The organism is Streptomyces sp. Y309 (assembly GCF_056712025.1).
Map to the genome: position 1 here is coordinate 3437060 of NZ_CM160048.1, position 21055 is coordinate 3458114.

At 70.8% G+C, this 21055-nt stretch carries 15 protein-coding genes; 10 read left to right on the plus strand and 5 right to left on the minus strand.

Translation table 11 applies throughout. The features are described 5' to 3' along the window. Positions 1-59: 59 nt before the first annotated feature. The 5 genes from AC0KTA_RS13195 to AC0KTA_RS13215 all read left to right on the plus strand — a co-directional run bounded on the left by AC0KTA_RS13195 (position 60) and on the right by AC0KTA_RS13215 (position 7079). Complete coding sequence (locus AC0KTA_RS13195) at positions 60-1475, plus strand: class II fumarate hydratase (RefSeq protein ID WP_481055311.1); 1416 nt, start codon at positions 60-62, stop codon at positions 1473-1475. Between the two features lie 333 nt (positions 1476-1808). After that, entirely contained in the window at positions 1809-2492 is a 684-nt protein-coding gene (gene fomD / locus AC0KTA_RS13200; protein ID WP_481055312.1) for a cytidylyl-2-hydroxypropylphosphonate hydrolase, read from the plus strand. A 115-nt stretch (positions 2493-2607) separates the two neighbouring features. Beyond that, positions 2608-3285: a class I SAM-dependent methyltransferase gene (locus AC0KTA_RS13205; protein ID WP_481055313.1), complete on the plus strand. Its 678-nt coding sequence runs from the start codon at positions 2608-2610 to the stop codon at positions 3283-3285. A 56-nt stretch (positions 3286-3341) separates the two neighbouring features. After that, positions 3342-5489, plus strand: a complete 2148-nt coding sequence (locus AC0KTA_RS13210) for a SpoIIE family protein phosphatase (protein WP_481055314.1) — start codon at positions 3342-3344, stop codon at positions 5487-5489. Between the two features lie 99 nt (positions 5490-5588). Beyond that, on the plus strand, positions 5589-7079 hold the full coding sequence (locus tag AC0KTA_RS13215) for a catalase (protein WP_481055315.1): 1491 nt from the start codon (positions 5589-5591) through the stop codon (positions 7077-7079). 90 nt (positions 7080-7169) lie between these two features. Here the strand turns inward: AC0KTA_RS13215 and AC0KTA_RS13220 are convergent, their stop codons facing one another. Further along, on the minus strand, positions 7170-9647 hold the full coding sequence (locus tag AC0KTA_RS13220) for a transglycosylase domain-containing protein (RefSeq protein WP_481055316.1): 2478 nt from the start codon (positions 9645-9647) through the stop codon (positions 7170-7172). Between the two features lie 320 nt (positions 9648-9967). Between AC0KTA_RS13220 and AC0KTA_RS13225 the strand changes: the two genes are divergently transcribed. From AC0KTA_RS13225 to AC0KTA_RS13235, 3 genes are read left to right on the plus strand one after another with little or no spacing between them, the layout of a single operon-like run. Continuing rightward, positions 9968-10495: a PadR family transcriptional regulator gene (locus AC0KTA_RS13225; RefSeq protein ID WP_481055317.1), complete on the plus strand. Its 528-nt coding sequence runs from the start codon at positions 9968-9970 to the stop codon at positions 10493-10495. Next, complete coding sequence (locus tag AC0KTA_RS13230) at positions 10492-11178, plus strand: ABC transporter ATP-binding protein (RefSeq protein ID WP_481055318.1); 687 nt, start codon at positions 10492-10494, stop codon at positions 11176-11178. The genes AC0KTA_RS13225 and AC0KTA_RS13230 overlap by 4 nt, the downstream gene beginning before the upstream one ends. After that, entirely contained in the window at positions 11175-13604 is a 2430-nt protein-coding gene (locus AC0KTA_RS13235; protein ID WP_481055319.1) for an ABC transporter permease, read from the plus strand. The genes AC0KTA_RS13230 and AC0KTA_RS13235 overlap by 4 nt, the downstream gene beginning before the upstream one ends. A 213-nt stretch (positions 13605-13817) precedes the next feature. On the opposite strand, the gene AC0KTA_RS13240 is transcribed toward AC0KTA_RS13235, so the two are convergent. Beyond that, positions 13818-14777 (minus strand): LysR substrate-binding domain-containing protein, encoded by a 960-nt coding sequence (locus AC0KTA_RS13240; protein ID WP_481055320.1) that lies wholly within the window; start codon positions 14775-14777, stop codon positions 13818-13820. A gap of 128 nt (positions 14778-14905) precedes the next feature. On the opposite strand from AC0KTA_RS13240, the gene AC0KTA_RS13245 reads away from it, so the two are divergent. After that, positions 14906-15460 carry a peroxiredoxin gene (locus tag AC0KTA_RS13245; protein ID WP_016641682.1) on the plus strand — a complete coding sequence of 185 codons (555 nt, stop codon included), beginning with the start codon at positions 14906-14908 and terminating at the stop codon, positions 15458-15460. A gap of 15 nt (positions 15461-15475) precedes the next feature. Further along, positions 15476-16009 carry an alkyl hydroperoxide reductase gene (locus tag AC0KTA_RS13250; RefSeq protein ID WP_481055321.1) on the plus strand — a complete coding sequence of 178 codons (534 nt, stop codon included), beginning with the start codon at positions 15476-15478 and terminating at the stop codon, positions 16007-16009. Between the two features lie 538 nt (positions 16010-16547). Here the strand turns inward: AC0KTA_RS13250 and AC0KTA_RS13255 are convergent. From AC0KTA_RS13255 to AC0KTA_RS13265, 3 genes are all read right to left on the minus strand, one after another. Further along, complete coding sequence (locus AC0KTA_RS13255) at positions 16548-18155, minus strand: AI-2E family transporter (RefSeq protein WP_481055322.1); 1608 nt, start codon at positions 18153-18155, stop codon at positions 16548-16550. Between the two features lie 188 nt (positions 18156-18343). Continuing rightward, positions 18344-19087, minus strand: coding sequence for an aggregation-promoting factor C-terminal-like domain-containing protein (locus AC0KTA_RS13260; RefSeq protein ID WP_481055323.1), 744 nt, complete (start codon positions 19085-19087; stop codon positions 18344-18346). 446 nt (positions 19088-19533) lie between these two features. Continuing rightward, positions 19534-20856 (minus strand): PhoH family protein, encoded by a 1323-nt coding sequence (locus tag AC0KTA_RS13265; protein ID WP_481055324.1) that lies wholly within the window; start codon positions 20854-20856, stop codon positions 19534-19536. Positions 20857-21055 lie beyond the last annotated feature (199 nt).

A 21055-nucleotide genomic window follows, 5' to 3' on the forward strand; every position in this document is an offset into this window, starting at 1 on the left:
GGACGACCGCTCCGTGGCTGCCTGTTGCGGGCACCACGGAACGGAAGGACAGTCGGAACATGAGCGGCGGCGCAGGCAGCGACGAGTACCGGGGCGACTACCGGATCGAGCACGACTCCATGGGCGAGGTGCGGGTGCCGGCCGACGCCAAATGGCGGGCCCAGACCCAGCGTGCCGTCGAGAACTTCCCCATCTCCGGCCAGCGCCTGGAGCGCGCCCACATCGCGGCCCTCGCCGAGATCAAGGCGGCCGCCGCGAAGGTCAACGCCGACCTCGGCGTGCTCGACAAGGACGTGGCCGGGGCCGTCGCGGACGCGGCCCGCGAGGTGGCCGACGGCCGCTGGGACGACCACTTCCCGGTGGACGTCTTCCAGACCGGCTCCGGCACGTCGTCCAACATGAACACGAACGAGGTCGTCGCCACGCTCGCCTCCGAGCGGCTCGGGCGCGACGTCCACCCGAACGACCACGTCAACGCCTCACAGTCGTCCAACGACGTCTTCCCCTCGTCGATCCACATCGCGGCGACGGCGGCCGTCACGGGTGATCTGATCCCGGCCCTCGACCACCTGGCCGCGGCCCTCGAGCGCAAGGCCGAGGAGTTCGCGGACGTCGTCAAGTCCGGGCGTACGCATCTGATGGACGCGACGCCCGTCACTCTTGGGCAGGAATTCGGCGGGTACGCGGCGCAGGTGCGGCTCGGGGTCGAGCGGCTGCGGGCGTCGCTGCCGCGCCTCGCCGAACTGCCGCTCGGCGGTACGGCCGTGGGCACCGGCATCAACACCCCGCCCGGCTTCTCCGCCGCCGTCATCGCCGAGGTGGCCCGGGCCACCGGGCTGCCGCTCACCGAGGCGCGCGACCACTTCGAGGCGCAGGGTGCCCGGGACGGGATCGTGGAGACCTCCGGGCAGCTGCGCACCATCGCCGTGAGCCTCACGAAGATCTCCAACGACCTGCGCTGGATGGCCTCCGGGCCGCGGACCGGGCTCGCCGAGATCAGCCTCCCCGATCTCCAGCCCGGGTCCTCGATCATGCCCGGCAAGGTCAACCCCGTGATCCCCGAGGCCGTGCTCATGGTGGCCGCGCAGGTCACCGGCAACGACGCGACCGTCGCGGTGGCCGGGGCGGCCGGCAACTTCGAGCTGAACGTGATGCTTCCCGTCATCGCGAAGAACGTCCTGGAGTCGGTGCGGCTGCTCGCCAACGCCTCGCGGCTGCTTGCCGACCGGACGGTCGACGGGATCGTCGCCCACCGGGAGCGGGCCCTCGAGTACGCCGAGTCCTCTCCCTCCGTCGTCACTCCGCTCAACAAGTACATCGGGTACGAGGAGGCGGCGAAGGTCGCGAAGCGGGCGCTGGCGGAGCGCCGGACGATTCGCGAGGTCGTCCTCGACGCGGGGTACGTCGACCGCGGCGCCCTGACCCTCGCGCAGCTGGACGAGGCGCTGGACGTACTCCGCATGACGCGGCCGTAGGCCTTCGCGGGGGCGCCCCAGGCCCGCCCCTTTCCCGTATCCATGGGCGCTGCGCCCCCTGGACCCCAGCCGGGGTGGCGGTCCCGGGCGGGTGGGACAGGTCCCCGCCGATCGCCGCTCCGCGGCTCGTCCTCAAACGCCGGACGGGCTGAAAATGTGCGGGTGAGATTTCAGCCCGTCCGGCGTTTGAGGACGAGGCCGTTCAGGCCGATGCGGGGGTCCGGGGGCAGAGCCCCCGGTTTCGGGAAGGGGCGCCCGCGCGCGGAGCGCGCTAATGGATGCAGTGGGGAAGCCCCCGGCAGGGACCACCTCCGCAGCCCCTAATATCTGTGCATGACAGACGACGGCGGCGCGGGCGGCGTGGTGAAGGTGACGCGGTGGGCGCCGGGGACGCAGATTCTCTGGCGGTATCGGGAGAACGCCGGGGACCGGTTCCATATCTGTCGGCCCGTCACCGTCGTGGAGGACACGGCGGACCTGCTCGCCGTCTGGATGGCCCCGGGCACGGAGTGCGTGAAGCCGGTCCTGGCGGACGGCACCCCGGTGCACCGGGAGCCGCTGGCCACGCGCTACACCAAGCCGCGTACGACGCGCAGGGACCACTGGTCGGGCACGGGCGTCCTGAAGCTGGCCCGGCCGGGCGAACCGTGGTCGGTGTGGCTGTTCTGGGAGCCGGGGTGGCGGTTCAAGAACTGGTACGTGAACCTGGAGGAGCCGCGCACCCGCTGGCACGGCGGCGTGGACTCCGAGGACCACTTCCTGGACATCTCCGTGAGCCCGGACAGGAGTTGGCGCTGGCACGACGAGGACGAGTTCACGCAGGCGCAGCGGGCGGGACTGATGAGCGCGGAGAAGGCCGAGCGGGTGCGCGCGGCGGGGCAGCGGGCCGTGGGCGTGATCCGCGCGTGGGGACCCCCGTTCGGGGAGGACTGGCCGCGCTGGCGCCCGGACCCGGCGTGGCGCATTCCCGCCCTCCCCTGTGACTGGGACCGTACGCCCGCGCACGTGTCCTCATGAGACCCTTGATGCGCCCCCATGGTTCAAACGTAGGATCGTCCTCCGCAAGGGCGCACAGCAGTAACTCCTCGTGCCCCCGCAGCGCCTGACAGGATGTCATCAAGGAGCGGCAGAAGTGAGCGAGGGACACAGCGCGCCCGGCGGCCACGACCGCACGGGCCAGGCCGAGGCGTTCGACGCCATCGGCACGGCCTATGACGTCGCGTTCCCCCACAAGGAGGGCCAGCTTTCGGCCGGAGAGCGGCTGATCGCCGAACTGCCCGCGGGCTCCCGCGTCCTGGATGTGGGCTGCGGCACCGGCCTGCCCACGGCCCGGCAGCTCGCCGACGCGGGGCACCGCGTGGTCGGCGTCGACCTGTCCCCCGGGATGCTGGAAATCGCCCGCAAGAACGTACCGCCGCCGACGGCGGAGTTCCGTCTGGTGGATCTGGCGGACCTGCGTGTGACCGGCGAAGGGCCGGGCGCTGTGGGGCAGTTCGACGGGATTGCCTGCTTCTTCGCGCTGTTGATGCTGCCGCGGAAGGAGATACCGTCTGCTCTTCGGCTGCTACGGACCTTGCTCAGGCCCGGTGGCCTGCTCGGGCTGTCCATGGTCGAGGCCGACCTGGACGACGCGGCAATTCCGTTCCTGGGGAACACAATCCGGGTATCCGGATACCTGCGGGACGAACTGCGGCAGGTCGTGCGGGACGCCGGTTTCGACATCGCCCACGAGGAGTCGTACTCGTACGCCCCGGCGAGCAGCGACGTACCACCCGAGCACCAGTTATTCCTGCACTGCCGACGCGGCTGAGCAACGCTTGGACGGCGCGCGCGGCGCGCAGCCCCGGACGGACGGATTCGAAACGCGTGACGGAGCACCTCAGCCCCTACGAGGGCCGCAAGGCACCAGTTGCCCGGCCACCCGCCCCCGCGGATCCCCGCGGGGCGCTGCTGCGTGCCCCGGAGCCGGACCCGGGCGCCGCCGGGGGTCCGGGAGGCACGGGGAGCCCTGGGGGCCCGAGAGGCCCGAGGGGAATGGACGGTCTGCCCGCACAGGCCCGCACGGGTGAACAGGGCGCGGGCACGGGCAGCGAGCACGCCCAGTCGTCCACGCCGGCCACGGACGGGCCGGGCAGTCACCGCCCGCGCCCGGTCCCGGAAGGGGTTCCGTCCCCGCCGCACCAGCCGCATCCCGGCCCCGACGCGGCCCGCCCCGGCACCGAGGGCCCCGGTGCCCCGCCCGGCGTGGGCGGCGTGCCGGGCGCCCCCGGCGGTGCCGACCGCCGCACCGGGCGCCCCCGGCCGCCGGGGCCCGCGGCGATGCGGCGCGACGGCGACCGGCTGCGGTTCGTGGGCGCGGCGACGCGGCGCATCGCCCGCGGCATCGACCTCGACGAGATCGTGATGGGCCTTTGCCGGGCCACGGTGCCGACGTTCTCGGACGCGATCCTCGTCTACCTGCGCGATCCGCTGCCGGTAGGCGACGAGCGGCCGACCGGGCCGCTGCTGCTCCGGCTGCGCCGCACCGACCGCATCCCCGAGGACCAGGACACCGACGGCGGCACGCTGCCCGCCCTCCAGGTGCAGTCCGATCTGGCCACGGCGGCCGAGCTGTGCGAGGTGCGCGTCGGCAGCGCGCTCGCCGAGGTGCTTCGCGGGGTGCGCCCGGTGTTCGCGGACGCCACGGCGGCGCTCGGTGCGCTGCCCGAGCTGCTCGGCGAGGGCCGCACCGTGCCGGGCGGACAGCGGGCGATCCTGGCGCCGCTGCGGGGGCGGCGGCGGGTGATCGGCGCGGCCGTGTTCCTGCGCCGCCCGGACCGGCACGCCTTCGAGGCCGACGACCTCCTGGTCGCCGCCCAGCTCGCCACGCACAGCGCGCTCGGCATCGACAAGGCCGTCCTGTACGGCCGCGAGGCGTACATCGCGGACGAGCTGCAGCGCACGATGCTGCCCGAGACCCTGCCGCGCGCCACCGGCGTGCGCCTGGCCTCGCGCTACCTCCCGGCCGCCGAGACCGCCCGCGTCGGCGGCGACTGGTACGACGCGATCCCGCTGCCCGGCAGTCGCGTCGCGCTCGTCGTCGGTGACGTGATGGGGCACTCGATGACGTCCGCCGCGATCATGGGCCAGCTCCGCACCACCGCGCAGACCCTCGCCGGGCTCGACCTGCCGCCCCAGGAGGTCCTGCACCACCTCGACGAGCAGGCCCAGCGGCTCGGCTCGGACCGCATGGCCACCTGTCTGTACGCGGTGTACGACCCGGTGTCGCACCGCATCACCATCGCCAACGCGGGCCACCCGCCGCCCGTCCTGCTGCACCTGGGCGGCCGCGCGGAGGTCCTGCGGGTGCCCCCGGGCGCGCCCATCGGTGTCGGCGGCGTCGACTTCGAGGCCGTCGAGCTGGACGCCCCGGCCGGCGCCACGCTGCTCCTCTACACGGACGGCCTGGTGGAGTCCCGGCTGCGCGACGTCTGGACCGGCATAGAGCAGCTGCGCGAGCGGCTCGCCGCGACCGCCCAGCTGACCGGGCCCGACCACCCGCCGCCCCTCGAGGCCCTGTGCGACGAGGTCCTCGACATGCTCGGCCCCGGCGACCGCGACGACGACATCGCGCTGCTCGCCGCCCGCTTCGACGGGATCGCGCCGAGCGACGTGGCGTACTGGTTCCTGGAGCCGGAGGACGCCACGCCTGCGCGGGCCCGCAGGCTCGCCCGCAGCGCCCTGGAGCGCTGGGGCCTGACCGAGCTGAACGACGCGGTCGAGCTCCTGGTCAGCGAGGTCGTCACCAACGCCGTGCGGTACGCGACGCGGCCCATCACGCTGCGCCTGCTGCGTACGGACGTCCTGCGCTGCGAGGTCGGCGACGACGTGCCGCAGCTGCCGCGGCTGCGCCAGGCGCGCGCCACGGACGAGGGCGGACGCGGGCTCTACCTGGTCAACAGGCTGGCGCGGCGGTGGGGTGCCACCCGGCTGAGCACGGGGAAGGTGGTCTGGTTCGAACTGAATCAGAGCTGAATCAGAACTGAACCGAAATTGGACCCCGTCCAAATGTTGCCGACAACTCGTCGGCGGAGTTGACTGGCGTGGTGAACGAAGCGACCTGACACATCCCTCATGCACGACGGGAGGACGCTCGTGACCGACGCATCCCGGCAGGTGCCGCACACCACGAACAACGCCGGCGTACCGATGGAGAGCGATGAGCATTCGCTGACCGTCGGCTCCAACGGACCCATCCTGCTGCAGGACCACTATCTGATCGAGAAGATGGCCCAGTTCAATCGCGAACGGGTCCCGGAGCGGGTCGTGCACGCCAAGGGCAGCGGCGCGTACGGCATCTTCGAAGTCACCAACGACGTCAGCCAGTTCACCAAGGCCGACCTGTTCCAGCCCGGCAGGCGCACGGAGATGCTCGCCCGCTTCTCCACCGTCGCCGGTGAGCAGGGCTCGCCCGACACCTGGCGCGACCCGCGCGGGTTCGCCCTGAAGTTCTACACGGAACACGGCAATTACGACATGGTGGGCAACAACACGCCCATCTTCTTCGTCCGCGACCCGAGCAAGTTCCAGGACTTCATCCGCTCCCAGAAGCGCAGGCCGGACAACGCGCTGCGCGACCACGACATGCAGTGGGACTTCTGGACGCTGTCCCCGGAGTCCGCGCACATGGTGACGTGGCTGATGGGCGACCGCGGCATCCCGAAGTCGTACCGCCACATGAACGGGTACTCGTCCCACACCTATATGTGGGTGAACGCCGGCGGCGAGAAGTTCTGGGTGAAGTACCACTTCAAGACCGACCAGGGCATCGACTTCCTGACCCAGGAAGAGGCCGACGAGCTGGCCGGATCGGACGGCGACCTGCACCGCAGGGACCTGTTCGAGTCGATCGAGCGGGGCGACCACCCGAGCTGGACGCTCAAGGTCCAGGTCATGCCGTTCGGCGACGCCCCGGACTACCGCTTCAACCCGTTCGACCTGACGAAGGTGTGGCCGCACGGCGACTACCCCCTCATCGACGTCGGACGGATGACGCTGAACAAGAACCCCGAGGATTTCTTCGTCCACATCGAGCAGGCCGCGTTCGAGCCCTCCAACCTGGTGCCCGGCATCGGCCCGTCCCCGGACAAGATGCTGCTCGGGCGGCTGTTCTCGTACCCCGACACACACCGCTACCGGATCGGCCCCAACTACGCCCAACTGCCGCCGAACCGCGCGCACTCGGCCGTCAACTCGTACGCGAAGGACGGCCCGATGCGCTACGAACCGGCCAACGTCGCCCGTCCGTACGCACCCAACTCGTACGGCGGCCCGGCCGTCCCCGTCCAGGAGTCCGCCGACCCGACGGGCTGGCGGACGGCGGGCGAGATGGTGCGCGAGGCCTACACGCTGCACCCCGAGGACGACGACTTCGGCCAGGCCGGCACGCAGGTGCGGCAGGTGCTCGACGACGCGGCGCGCGAGCGCCTGGTGTCGAACATCAGCGGCCACCTGCTCGACGGCGTCTCCCGACCGGTCCTCGACCGCGCCCTGCAGTACTGGCGCAACGTCGACAAGGAACTGGGCGACAGGGTCGCGGCCCGGGTCAACGGAGAGGGCAAGTAGGGGCTTCCCCGCGCCCCAAAGGGGCGCGGGGAACTGCGCGACCAGCCCCCACCGGCCCGCAGGGACATCACCGCACATCCAGCAAACCGCTTAACGGTCGTCCGTTCTGTCCCGGTCCGACCGATCCGCCCGGTCCTCGTCCGGAGGATCCGGGATCCCCCACGTCGGCGGTGGCGTCGTCGGCGGCGGCGTGGTCGGCGGAGTCGTCGGCGGAGTGGTCGGCGGAGTCGTCGGCGGCGTAGTCGGCGGAGTCGTCGGCGGCTTCGTCGTCGGCGGCTTGGTCGTCGGCGTGTCCTTGTCGTCCGGCTCAGTGGGCGGCGCCGTCGGCGTCTCGGGCGCCTGCGTCGTCGGCTCGGGCGGCGGGGCGACGCCGACCCCCATGTCCGTGTCGAGGTTGAACTTGGTGCGCGAGCCCGTCGCGTTGAACGTGTACGCCGCCCAGATCTCGGCCGGGAAGCTGCCGCCGTCGACCCGCGGCATGCCGCCCGCACCCTTCATGGACACCTGCGCGCCGCGCTTGAGCTTCCCCTCGTCCTTGGGCAGCTCGCCGAACAGGCCGACGGACGTGACCAGCTTCGGCGTATAGCCCACGAACCAGGCCGACTTGTTGTCGTCGGACGTACCGGTCTTGCCCGCGACCTGCTGGCCCTTGCGGTTGGACGCGTCGCGCACCGACCGCTTGGCCGTGCCGTCGTCGACCACGCCCGTCAGCACGGAGGTGACGGAGTCGGCCGCGCCCCGGCTGATGACCTGGTCGCCGATGGCGTCCGGCACGTCGACGGAGCGGTCCTTGTGCTCGACGGACTTCACGAGCTGCGGCGTGACCTTCTTGCCGTGGTTGTCGAGCGTCGCGTACACGCCCGCCATCTCCAGGGGGCTCGCGCCCATCGAGCCGAGGGTCTGCGCGGGCACGGCGGGCAGGCCCTTGGTGTCCATGCCGAGCTTGCCCGCGGTCTCCATGACCTTGTCCATCTTCACGTCCACGCCCATCTGCGCGAACACGGAGTTGATGGACTTGTTCATGGCCGTCTGGACGGTGACCTGGCCGTAGGAGACGTTGTCCTCGTTGGGCGGCGCGAAGCCGACGTCGCTGCCCACGACCGGGCGCTTGCTGCGGCCGCTGTAGATCGTGTTCGCCGTGATCGGCTTGCCGCTCTGCGTCGTGGCGCCCTCCTCCAGGGCGGCGGCGAGGATCAGCGGCTTGAAGGTGGAGGCGGGCTGGTAGTCGGTGCGGGTCGCGTTGTTGACGTAGTGCTTCACATAGTCACGCCCGCCGTACATCGCGACGATCTTGCCGGTCTTCGGGTCCACGGAGGCCGCGCCCGCCTGCACGCGCGCGTCGGCCTTCTTCTTGTCCGTGTCGAGCCGGGACTCGAGCTTCTTGTCGACGGCCTTCTCGAGCTGGCGCTGCTTCTTGCGGTCGATGTTGAGCGTGATCGTGTAGCCGCCCGCCTCGACCTGCGCCTCCGCCTCGGACTTGGTGTAGCCCTGCTCGACGAGCTGCCGCTCGAGGACCTCGTTGGCGGCCTTCACCAGATAGCCGGTCTGCCCCTTCATCCCGGGCGCGGGCTTGGGCTCCTGCGGGATCGGGAACTTGAGGGCCTCGCGCTCGGAGGACGGCAGCCAGCCCTCCTCGACCATGTTGTTCAGTACGTAGTTCCAGCGCTCCTTGACCAGCTTCTTGCCGGTGGGCGTGGCGCTCGTCCAGTCGTACGAACTCGGGGACTGGAGCAGGGCGGCGAGGTAGGCGCCCTGCGCGACGTTCAGCTTCTCGGCGTCGACGCCGTAGTAGGCCTGGGCGGCGGCCTGGATGCCGTAGGCGCCGCGGCCGTAGTAGCTGGTGTTGATGTAGCCCGCGAGGATGTCGTCCTTGCTCTTCTCGCGGTCCACCTTCAGCGAGATGACCAGTTCCTTCAGCTTGCGCGAGACGGTCTGGTCCTGCGTGAGGTAGTAGTTCTTCACGTACTGCTGGGTGATCGTCGAGCCGCCCTGCTTGCCCTTGCCGGCCAGCGTGTTGAGCACACCGCGGGCAGTGCCCTTGAGGTCGACGCCCGCGTCCTTGTAGAAGGACTTGTTCTCGGCGGCCACGAAGGTGCGCTGGACCCTCTTCGGCACCTTGTCCAGGTCGACGATCTCGCGGTTCACGTCGCCCCTGCGGGCCATGATGGAGCCGTCGCTGTACTTGTAGACGTTGCTCTGCAGTCGCGCGGCGGCATTGCCCTTGGGGATGTCCACGACCAGGTACAGGACGACGAAGCCGAGCATGCCGAGCAGGATGAAGCCGAAGAAATAGCCGAGGAGCTTCTTCCACGTGAAGAAGCGGCGGATGCCGGTGCGCTTGGGCTTGGCGGCGCGGCCGCGGCGGGCCGCGCGGCCGCCGGAGCCTTCACCGGCGGGGCCTATCTCGACCGGCTCGCCACCCGCCGAGCCCTCCGGGGAAGCGGAGCCCTCGGCGGAAGGGCCCCCGACCGACGGACTGCCGGTGGCCGGGGCGCCGCCGGACGGGCGGCCGCGCGCTGCCCGGCGCGCACCGCGCTGCCGCGCTTTTCGCTCTTCCGCTCGGCCCATGACTGTGACTGCTCCGCTTCGTCTCGTCGTCGTACTTCTCGGTACCGGTGGGTCTCCAGACGTCCCAGTACCCGTGGCAACTCAGGTCAGCTCATGAAGCTAACACCGCGCCAGAGGACAAACTCCCCACGATCCGGCCTTTTCCGGACGTGACAATCAGCACCCACCACAGGGGAACCAGTGCTGTCCCACCCAAATCGACTCACCAGGGGCATGGACGGTTGCCCGCGCCCCGAACACAGGTGCCACGAAACGCCTGCGATCGACCTACACACCATGCGTATACACACCACGTATACGTGCTGTGTATAGTGCTCCGCATGTCCATCGGTCACACCCTTCTCGGGCTCCTGGAATCCGGGCCGCGCCACGGCTACGACCTCAAGCGCGCCTTCGACGAGAAGTTCGGGCACGACAAGCCGCTGCACTACGGGCAGGTCTACTCGACCATGTCCCGGCTCCTGAAGAACGGCCTCGTCGAGGTCGACGGGATAGAGGCGGGCGGCGGTCCCGAGCGCAAGCGGTACGCCATCACCGAGGCGGGCATCACCGATGTCCGGCGGTGGCTCGCGACACCGGAGAAACCGGAGCCATATCTCCAGTCGACGCTCTACACCAAGGTCGTCCTCGCGCTGCTCACCCACCGCGACGCCGCCGACATCCTCGACACCCAGCGCGCAGAGCACCTGCGCCTGATGCGGATCCTCACCGACCGCAAGCGGAAGGGCGATCTCGCCGATCAGCTCATCTGCGACCACGCCCTGTTCCATCTCGAAGCAGACCTGCGCTGGCTGGAGCTCACCTCCGCCCGTCTGGGCAAGCTCGCCAAGGAGGTGCTCCCCGGATGACTCCCGCGGGTTCCCTGCTGACCGCCGACGGTCTGCGCAAGACGTACGGCCCGACGACCGCCCTCGACGGCGCCGAGTTCTCCATCCACCCCGGCGAGATCGTCGCCGTGATGGGCCCTTCCGGCTCCGGCAAGTCCACGCTGCTGCACTGCCTCGCCGGCATCGTGCGCCCCGACGCGGGCGAGATCACGTACAACGGACAGCAGCTGACGGGCATGAGCGACACCGCGCTGAGCGCGCTGCGCCGCAGCGAGTTCGGGTTCGTCTTCCAGTTCGGGCAGCTGGTCCCGGAGTTGACGTGCCTGGAGAACGTGGCGCTGCCGCTGCGGCTCAACGGCACCAAGCGCCGGGACGCCGAGCGGACCGCCCTGACCTGGATGGAGCGCCTGGAGGTCGACGACGTACGCGACAAGCGTCCCGGCCAGGCCTCCGGCGGCCAGGGCCAGCGTGTGGCCGTGGCCCGCGCCCTGGTCACCAACCCGCGCGTGCTGTTCGCGGACGAGCCCACCGGCGCCCTCGACTCCCTCAACGGCGAGCGGGTGATGGAGCTGCTGACCGACGCAGCCCGCTCCACCCACGCCGCCGTCGTGCTCGTCACCCACGAGACCCGGGTCGCCGCCTACTCCGACCGCGAGATCGTCGTACGCGACGGCAAGTCACGGGACATGGAGCGCCTGGTATGAGCACGACCCGTACGAAGCCCGCGCCGCCGCCCGTCGGCACGGCGCGAGACTCCGGCCCCACCGGCGCCCGCGCCTGGCTCCGCGACCTCGCCATGGGCATCCGCTTCGCGGTCGGCGGCGGCCGCGAGGGCTGGGTGCGCACCGTGCTCACCGCGGTCGGCGTGGGCCTGGGCGTCGCGCTGCTGCTCGGCGCCGCCTCCGTGCCGGACCTGCTCGCCAACCGGGACGCCCGCGCCACGGCGCGCCAGCCCGCGGACGTCATGGCCGCCAAGAAGATCCCCCGCTCCGACTCGACGATCCTGATCGTCGACGCGGGCACCGACTTCCGTGACTCGGAGATCGGCGGCCGCTCGGTGCGCGCCGACGGCGCCCGCCCGGTACTGCCGCCCGGCGTGAGCGAGCTGCCGAAGGGCGGCGAGATGGTGGTCTCGCCCGCCCTGCGCGACCTGATGAACAGCTCCGAGGGCAAGCTCCTCAAGCAGCGCTTCGAGGGGTACCGCATCACGGGCACCATCGGTGACGCGGGCCTCATGAGCCCCAAGGAGCTTTACTACTACACGGGTTCCGACACCCTCACCAAGGAGCAGGGCGCCCACCGGATCAAGGAGTTCGGCTACAAGAACCCGGCCGAGCCGCTCGACCCCCTCCTGGTCGTGCTCGTCGTCCTGATCTGCGTCGTGCTGCTCACCCCGGTGCTCATCTTCATCGGCACCGCGGTGCGCTTCGGCGGCGAGCGGCGCGACCAGCGGCTCGCGGCGCTGCGCCTGGTCGGCGCGGACCGGCGGGCGGTGCGCCGGATCGCGGCGGGCGAGGCGCTCTTCGGCGCCCTCCTCGGCCTCGCGCTGGGCGCCGTGTTCTTCCTGGGCGTACGCCAGTTGGTCGGCGTCGTCGACATCTGGAAGGTCAGCGCGTTCCCCTCCGACATGGTGCCGCTGCCGGGGCTCACCGCGCTGATCGCGGTGGCCGTGCCGGTCTCGTCCGTGCTCGTCACCCTAGTCTCGCTGCGCGCCGTCGCCATCGAGCCGCTCGGTGTCGTACGCAGCACGACGGCACGCAAGCGCCGCCTGTGGTGGCGGCTGGTGCTGCCCGTCCTCGGCCTGCTGATCCTGCTCAACCAGGACCAGGTGACCCGCACCGGCGGCGAGAACGTGCAGGTGTACACCATCGCGGTGGGCGCGACCCTCACCCTGGTGGGCCTCGCGACCCTGCTGCCCTGGCTGGTCGAGGCGGCCGTGGCCAAGCTGCGCGGCGGTCCTGTGCCCTGGCAACTGGCGACCCGACGGCTGCAGTTGAGCAGCGGCACGGCGGCCCGGGCGGTCAGCGGCATCACGGTCGCGGTGGCGGGCGCGGTCGCCCTGCAGATGCTCTTCGCGTCCATGCACGACGAGTTCAACACCACCACCGACCAGGACCCCCGGCGCGCCCAGCTGAGCGTCACCTCGCCGGAGGCCAGCGGCCCGCTCGCCCAGCGGATGATCGACGACTTCCGTGGCACGAAGGGCGTCAAGGGCGTCATCGGCCGGGTCTCGTCGTACGTGGTCAAGCCGGGCAAGCTGAAGGACAACGCCGACATGCGGCCCACCACGGAGCTCTCCGTCGGCACCTGCGCGACGCTGCGCGAGCTGGCGCGCGTCGACTCCTGCGAGGACGGCGACACCTTCGTCGTGCACGCCGGGGACCGCGATCAGGACGGGTGGGTGGACCAGGCGGCGCGCCCCGGCAAGCCCGTCGACCTCAACAGCGAGAGCTGGGGCGACTACACGGGGAAGCCGCGCGGCGAGCACAAGCTGTGGACGCTGCCGAAGTCGACCCGCACGATCACCTCGCGGCCCGACCCCGTGGGCGACAAGTACACCGGGATCTACGCGACGCCGGGCGCGATCGACGTGGGGAAGCTGTCCGGCGCGAGCACCATGGCCATGGTGCAGATCGACCCCAAACTGCGGGACGCCGAGGAGTACGTACGCAACACGGCGACGCACATCGACCCGCTGATCCGGGTGTACACCATCCGCATGATCGAGCGCGACAAGCAGTACGCCTCCGTCCAGAAGGGACTGCAGGCCGGCGCGATCGCCACCATGATGCTGATCGCCGCGTCCATGCTGGTCTCGACTCTCGAGCAACTGCGGGAGCGCAAGCGGCTCCTGGCCGCCCTGACCGCCTTCGGCACCCGGCGGTCGTCGATGGCCTGGTCGGTGCTGTGGCAGACGGCCATCCCGGTGGTGCTCGGCATGGCCGTCGCCCTCACGGGCGGACTGGCGCTCGGGGTCGTGATGTGCCGTCTGGTGGAGAAGTCGGTCGCCGACTGGCTGGTGTTCCTGCCGCTGTGCGCGGTGGGTGCCGCGCTGGTCGCGGCGGTGACGCTGCTGAGCCTGCCGGCGCTGTGGCGGATGATGCGGCCGGAGGGGCTCCGTACGGAGTGATGTCCGCCGGGGGGGGCGGCCGCCGTTCGCCGCCGCTGCGCGGCGGCTGCTCCCACCCACCCGCCCGTGAACCTTGTCCCCGGGGTACTCCCGGCGACGGGGGCTGCGGGTGGGTGGCGGGGGCCGCGGGTGGGCGGCGGTGGTCGCGGGTGGGCGGCGGCGGTGCGCTCGCCGGGCGACCGGGCGGGGGCAGTCGCCGGGCCGCCGCTCCTCTCACCGCCCCGAGGCGTACCCCTCCAACACCCGCACCGGCAACGGCCGCAAGGCCTCCCGCAGGGCGCCCGCCAGCTCCTCGTACTCCGCCGCCCGCGCGGCACCCGTACGCATCGCAAGCGCCACCCGCCGCGTCGGCGCCGGATCGGCGAAGTACCCCGTCAGCAGCTGGCTGCTGCGGCTCGTCTCGACCCGGACCGCCGTGCGCGGCAGCAGGGTCACGCCGAGCCCGCCCGCGACGAGCTGCACGAGCGTGGAGAGCCCGGCGGCGGTCGTGGTGACGGGAGCGTCACCACGACCCGCCTCCCGGCAGATGTCCAGCGCCTGGTCCCGCAGGCAGTGCCCCTCGTCGAGCAGCAGCAGATTCAGCTCGCGCAGCGCGTCACGCGGGATCCCCTCCCGTCCGCCCAGCCAGTGGTCCAGGGGCGTGACGAGCACGAAGTCCTCGTCGAACAGCGGCAGTTCGGTGACACCGGGCACCCCGAGCGGCACCGCGAGGAGCAGCAGGTCGAGCCGTCCCGCCGCCAGGCCTTCCAGCAGCGAGGACGTCTGCTCCTCGTGCACCTGAAGATCCAGATCCGGATACTTCTCGTGGACGAGGGCGAGCACCGTCGGCAGCAGATACGGCGCCACCGTCGGGATCACACCGAGCCGCAGCGCGCCGGTGAACGGCGCCTTCACCGCGTCCGCCTCCTCGAGCAGCGCCTCGACCTCGTCGAGCACCGCCTTCGCGCGCACCGCGAGCCGCTCCCCGGCCGGCGAGAGCAGCACCTTGCGCGTCGTACGCTCCAGGAGCTGGACACCCAGTGCCTCCTCCAGGGCCGAGACGGCGCCGGACAGCGCGGGCTGACTCATCCCGATTGCTGCCGCCGCGTCCCGGAAGTGCAGATGCTCGGCCACAGCCGCGAAGGCGCGGAGCTGCGCCAGGCTGGGCTGCTTGCCCCTATTTATGGCTCGCACTGATAGCCACCTCCGATCAACACGACCGAGTGTAGCTATTTCCCTAATCAATGCACTCTGTGCCACGATCGACAGCAGTCCAACCCCTTGGAGCCCCTTACCGGGCTTCATCGCTGCAAGGAGTTCGTGTGCTCACTGTCGGTGACAAGTTCCCCGAGTTCGACCTGACTGCCTGTGTCTCGCTGGAGAAGGGCAAGGAGTTCGAGCAGATCAACCACAAGACGTACGAAGGCAAGTGGAAGATCGTCTTCGCGTGGCCCAAGGACTTCACCTTCGTGTGCCCGACCGAGATCGCCGCCTTCGGCAAGCTGAACGACGAGTTCGCCGACCGTGACGCGCAGGTCCTCGGCTTCTCCGGCGACTCCGAGTTCGTGCACCACGCCTGGCGCAAGGACCACCCGGACCTGACCGACCTGCCCTTCCCGATGCTCGCCGACTCCAAGCACGAGCTCATGCGTGACCTCGGCATCGAGGGCGAGGACGGCTTCGCGCAGCGCGCCGTCTTCATCGTGGACCAGAACAACGAGATCCAGTTCACGATGGTGACCGCCGGTTCCGTCGGCCGTAACCCCAAGGAGGTCCTGCGGGTCCTCGACGCCCTCCAGACGGACGAGCTCTGCCCGTGCAACTGGAGCAAGGGCGACGAGACCCTGGACCCGGTCGCGCTGCTCTCCGGCGAGTGAACGGAGCGCTCTGACATGGCTCTCGACGAACTGAAGTCCGCCGTCCCGGACTACGCCAAGGACCTGCGCCTGAACCTCGGCTCGGTCATCGGCAACAGCGACCTGCCGCAGCAGCAGCTGTGGGGCACCGTGCTCGCGTGCGCGATCGCCTCGCGCTCGCCGCGTGTGCTGCGTGAGCTGGAGCCCGAGGCGAAGGCGAACCTCTCCCCGGAGGCGTACACCGCCGCCAAGTCGGCTGCCGCCGTCATGGCGATGAACAACGTCTTCTACCGCACGCGGCATCTGCTCTCCGACCCGGAGTACGGCACGCTGCGGGCCGGTCTGCGGATGAACGTCATCGGCAACCCGGGCGTGGAGAAGGTCGACTTCGAGCTCTGGTCCCTGGCTGTCTCCGCGATCAACGGCTGCGGGCAGTGCCTCGACTCCCACGAGCAGGTGCTGCGCAAGGCGGGCGTCGACCGCGAGACCATCCAGGAGGCGTTCAAGATCGCTGCCGTCATTCAGGCGGTGGGGGTCACTCTGGACTCGGAGGCGCATCTCGCCGGGTAACCGGCGCGCTTCCTCGTACGCAATGTGGGGCCCCGCTCGCGATGCCGAGCGGGGCCCCACTTGCGTGGCCGCAGATCGCCGCTCCGCGGCTCGTCCTCAATCGCCGGACGGGCTATTTCCCACCCACCCACCCCTACTTGCCCTACCGCGACGTAGTCGGCACATCAGCCAATGCGTGCACCCCCCAGCCCGCCCGGCGAAGTCCCAGCCCGTCCGGCTTCCATGGGCGGGTGGGTGGGAAGAAGCCCGTCCGGCGATTGAGGACGAGGCCGAAGGCCGACCGGCGGAGGACCGTCCCACCACCCGCGACACCCACCCACTGCACCCCCTCTCAGCCCGTCCGGCGCTTGAGGACGAGCCGCGAAGCGGCGATCGGCGGAGGACCGTCCCACCCGCGCGGAACACCCACCCCCTCCCAGCCCGTCCGGCGTTTGAGGGCGAGGCCCGGAGGGCCGATAGCGGGGGTCCAGGGGGCGGAGCCCCCTGGTTACGGGAAGGGGTGGGGCTGGGGCGCCACCCGCGAGGGCCCACCCGAAGCTCAGTGCTGCGGGGAGTCCTGAGTCGGCGTGGATGTCGGGACCAGTTCCGAGGCCGTCGCGCCGTGGGGCTGGGGGGCCTGTTTGAGGGCCGCTTCGCGGGAGTACGCGCGGAGGTAGCCGACGACGGTGTTGGTCACGGCGACGAGCGGGACGGCGACGACGGCCCCACCGATCCCGGCAACCATCCCCCCCGCGGCCACGGACAGCACCACGGCCAGCGGATGCACGGCCACCGCCCGCCCGAGGATGAACGGCTGCAGGATGTGCCCCTCGATCTGCTGCACCGCGAGCACCACGATCAGCGCCATCACCGCAGTGAACACGCCCTGCGTGACCAGCGCGACGACCACGGCGAGCGCACCCGACACCACGGCACCCACGAGCGGGATGAACGCGAACAGGAAGATGAACACGGCGAGCGGCACGGCCATGGGCACACCGAGGAAGTAGATGCCGACGCCGATGAAGACGGCGTCGATGAGAGCCACTATCACCGTGCCCCGCACATACGCGGTAAGCGTCCGCCACGCCCGCGGCCCCGCCCCCGCGACCCCCGGCCGCGCCGCGGCGGGCACCAGCTTCAGGAACCACTTCCAGATGCGCGGCCCGTCGTACAGCAGGAAGAGCGTGGAGAACATCGCGAGCAGGATCCCGGTCAGGGCCTCCACGATGACGGTGACGCCTTCGAGCCCGGCGGACGTGATCTCCTCGGAGTTGGCGCCCACCGCCTCGCGCAGCGACTTCGCGATGTCGTTGATCTGGTCCTCGGTGACATGGAAGGGGCTGTTGAGCAGCCACTTGCGCAAGTCCTCGATGCCGTCCTGGACTTGGTTGGAGAGCGTGTCCACGTTCTCCATGACCTGCCAGACCACGAACCAGCCGACAAGCCCCATGATCACGAAGCCGAGCACGGCGGTGGCCACCGTGGCGAGCCCCCGCGGCAGCCCGAGCCGCTTGAGCCGGGCCACGGTCGGCTGCAGCAGCGCGGTGACGAGCAGCGCGGCGACGAACGCGAACACGACGAGCTGCACCGCGCTGATGACCTTCATCAGGACCCAGACGGTGCCGGCCAGGACGAGGAGGCGCCAGCCGGCCTCGGCGGCGACGCGCATGCCCCAGGGCACGGCGGCGACAGGGTCGGGCCTGGCCCCTATGGCGGGCGCGTAGGTGGGCGGGGCGGGAACCTGGTCGGTGGCGTTGGCGGCGGACGCCCCGGTCACGTCCGACAGGTCGTCCTCGGCGGCTGCGGCGTCGGCGACGGCCCGCACCCGGTCCGCGTACCGCTTGCGCAGCGACAGCTTCGGGGGAACCGGTGCCCCGGCGTCGGCATCAGCGCCATGGTCGGCGTCCGCGGGCGTCCCCCCGCCGACGGCCGCCTTGCCGGAAGGCGCCGCCTTGCCGGAGGGCCCCGCCTTGCCGGAGGGCCCGTCGGACGGCGCGGCGTCCGAGGACGTCCCGTCGGGCGGTACGTCCCGTCCGGCACCGGAGTCCCCGGCCGCGCCGGCGCCCGCAGCCGCCCGCTTCTCGGGCCCGTCCGCGCCCAGGCGTTCACCCAACCTGGTCAGCGCGCCGCCCACGCGGCCGCGCCACCCCGGAACTCGCGCCATGATCCGTCCTCTACCCCCGTCTTGCCCCACCGGGTCCCACCAGGTCCCACCGAGTCACCCGGACTCCCGGGAAGCCGTTCGGGTCGACCGTACACGGACGGGACCCCTCACCGAAGGACGGTGAGGGGTCCCTGAAGGTTGAGAGCGGCCGCGGCGCCATTACTGCTGTTCGGCGCCCGCCGCACACCTCAGTACCAGTTGTTCGCCTGCCAGAAGTCCCAGGCACCGCACGGGCTGCCGTAGCGGTCGTTCATGTAGTTCAGGCCCCACTTGATCTGGGTGGCCGGGTTGGTGCGCCAGTCGGCACCGGCGGAGGCCATCTTGGAGCCGGGGAGCGCCTGGACGAGGCCGTAGGCGCCGGAAGAGGCGTTGGTGGCCTTGTAGTTCCAGGTCGACTCGTGGTTCACGATGTTGCTGAAGCACTGGAACTGACCGGCGGGGACCATCTGCCGGGCCATCGCCTGGACCTGCGAGACGGAGTAGGAGCTCTGCGGCGCGAAGCTGGCGGCGTCGCGGCCGGAGGAGCGGCTGGCCTTGTTCTCGGCGGCCTCCTCGCGCTCCTTCTTTTTGTCCGCGGCCTTCTTTGCGGCAGCGGCCTCCTTGGCTTCCTTCTCGGCCTTCTCGGCAGCCTGCTGCTTGGCGACGGCGTCCTTGGCGGCCTGCTTGCGTGCCGCTTCCGCCGCGGACTTCTTCGCGGCCGTGTCGGCGGCCATCGCCTGGGCGTCGGCCTGCTGCGCCACGGACGTGGTCTGCACCTGGGCGTGCTGACCCGCGGGAATGTCTGCGAGGAGATTCGCGTCGCTTGCCGTCGCCTCGAGGTCGTTCGAGTTCGAGGACTCGGTGTTGCCCGAGGCAACGCCCACGACGGCGCCGACGGTGGTGACCGCGGTGGCCGACGCCACTGCGAATCCCCGGACCGAAATCCGGCTCACACGGTTTCCTTCCAGCATCGCCCGCATAGGTGACCTCGCGGACGCAATCGTGCCCCTGACGCTGGCCTCCGCTGGTACTCGGTCACGGGAGGCACGGGCCCGGTGGACAACTCCTGGGACAGGAGCGCCGCTTGGTGCTCGGGCGGCATACGGCGTTCGCTATGAAGTTCTGTTGTTCCGTACCGCTGGGGGTACAGGAGTGCCGTATGCGGGGCCTGACAGGACCCAGACTCTGCCGCAGCGAGACGCCGCGAGGCAATTCTGCGTTGCGTGTGAAAGCTCACACCCCGTTTGCCCCAGGAGTTTTGCGGAAACACCCGCACACCAAGACGCCGCCCGGCTAGGCTCTCCTGCTTCGCCGGGCGGCGCCAACTACGGTGCATCCAGGGCCCTTTGGGTCGACCCCGGGTCAGAGTGCCCACATCGGGCACTCCCCTCAGATCGGATCAGATCTGACCGTCCTCCAGCATTTCGGTCACGAGGGCCGCGATCTGCGACCGCTCGGAGCGGGTGAGGGTGACGTGCGCGAAGAGCGGATGCCCCTTCAGCTTCTCGATGACGGCGACCACTCCGTCGTACCGCCCGACCCGGAGGTTGTCGCGCTGGGCGACGTCATGGGTCAGTACGACACGGGAATTCGCCCCGATCCTGGACAGAACCGTCAACAGAACGTTTCGCTCCAGGGATTGGGCCTCGTCCACGATCACGAACGCGTCGTGCAGCGAGCGGCCCCGGATGTGCGTGAGCGGCAGCACCTCCAGCATGCCGCGGGCCGAGACCTCCTCGATGACCTCCTTGCCCGCCACCGAGCCGAGGGTGTCGAACACGGCCTGCGCCCAGGGCCCCATCTTCTCGGCCTCGGTGCCCGGCAGATAGCCGAGCTCCTGTCCGCCGACCGCGTACAGCGGCCGGAACACCATCACCTTCTGGTGCTGGCGCCGCTCGAGCACCGCCTCCAGGCCCGCGCACAGCGCGAGCGCCGACTTGCCGGTGCCCGCGCGCCCGCCCATCGACATGATGCCGACGTCCGGATCGAGGAGCATGTCGAGCGCGATGCGCTGCTCGGCGCTGCGGCCCTTGATGCCGAACGCCTCGCGATCGCCGCGTACGAGACGGACGTTGCCCTCGGGTGTGATGCGGCCGAGCGCCTTCCCCCGCTCGGACTGAATGGTCAGGCCCGTGTGCACGGGCAGGTCCACCACCTCGGGGACGTACAGCGTCTCCGTCTCGAAGAGCAGGTCGACCTGCTCCCCCGAGAGCGTCAGCTCGGACATCCCGGTCCAGCCGGAGGCCTCCGTGATGGCGAGCTCCGCGCGGTACTCCTCGGCCAGGAGGCCGACGGACGACGCCTTGATTCTGAGCGGCAGGTCCTTGGAGACGACGGTGACGTCATACCCCTCCGCCTGGAGGTTGCGCGCCACCGCGAGGATGCGTGCGTCGTTGTCGCCCAGGCGGTAACCGGCAGGGAGCACGCCGGGGTCGGAGTGGTTGAGCTCGACGCGCAGCGTGCCGCCCAGGCCGCCGATCGGGATCGGCGCGTCCAGGCGCCCGAAGCGGATCCGGCAGTCGTCGAGCAGACGCAGCGCCTGCCGGGCGAAGTAACCGAGCTCGGGGTGGTGCCGCTTGGCCTCGAGCTCCGTCACCACGACGATCGGCAGCACGACTTCGTGCTCGTCGAAGCGGGACAGGGCGTTCGGGTCGGCGAGCAGAACGCTGGTGTCGAGAACATAGGTGCGCCGGCCTTGCTGGCGCTTTGTGCTGGTCACCACGGAAGGACGTACCCCCTCGGATGAGGTCGGGGAGCGACGGAGGGAACTGGGCCGGTGACTGGCCACCCTGCGCGGGCCGAGCACCGGCCCTCCCTGTCGTCCGCGCTCGGCGCGCGGTCGTCCTGGTGCAAAGGGCCTCCCGGGCGGACGGCCCCGTGCCGTCCGCTGAGATCCGGCGACCGTGAATCGGACGCCGGCC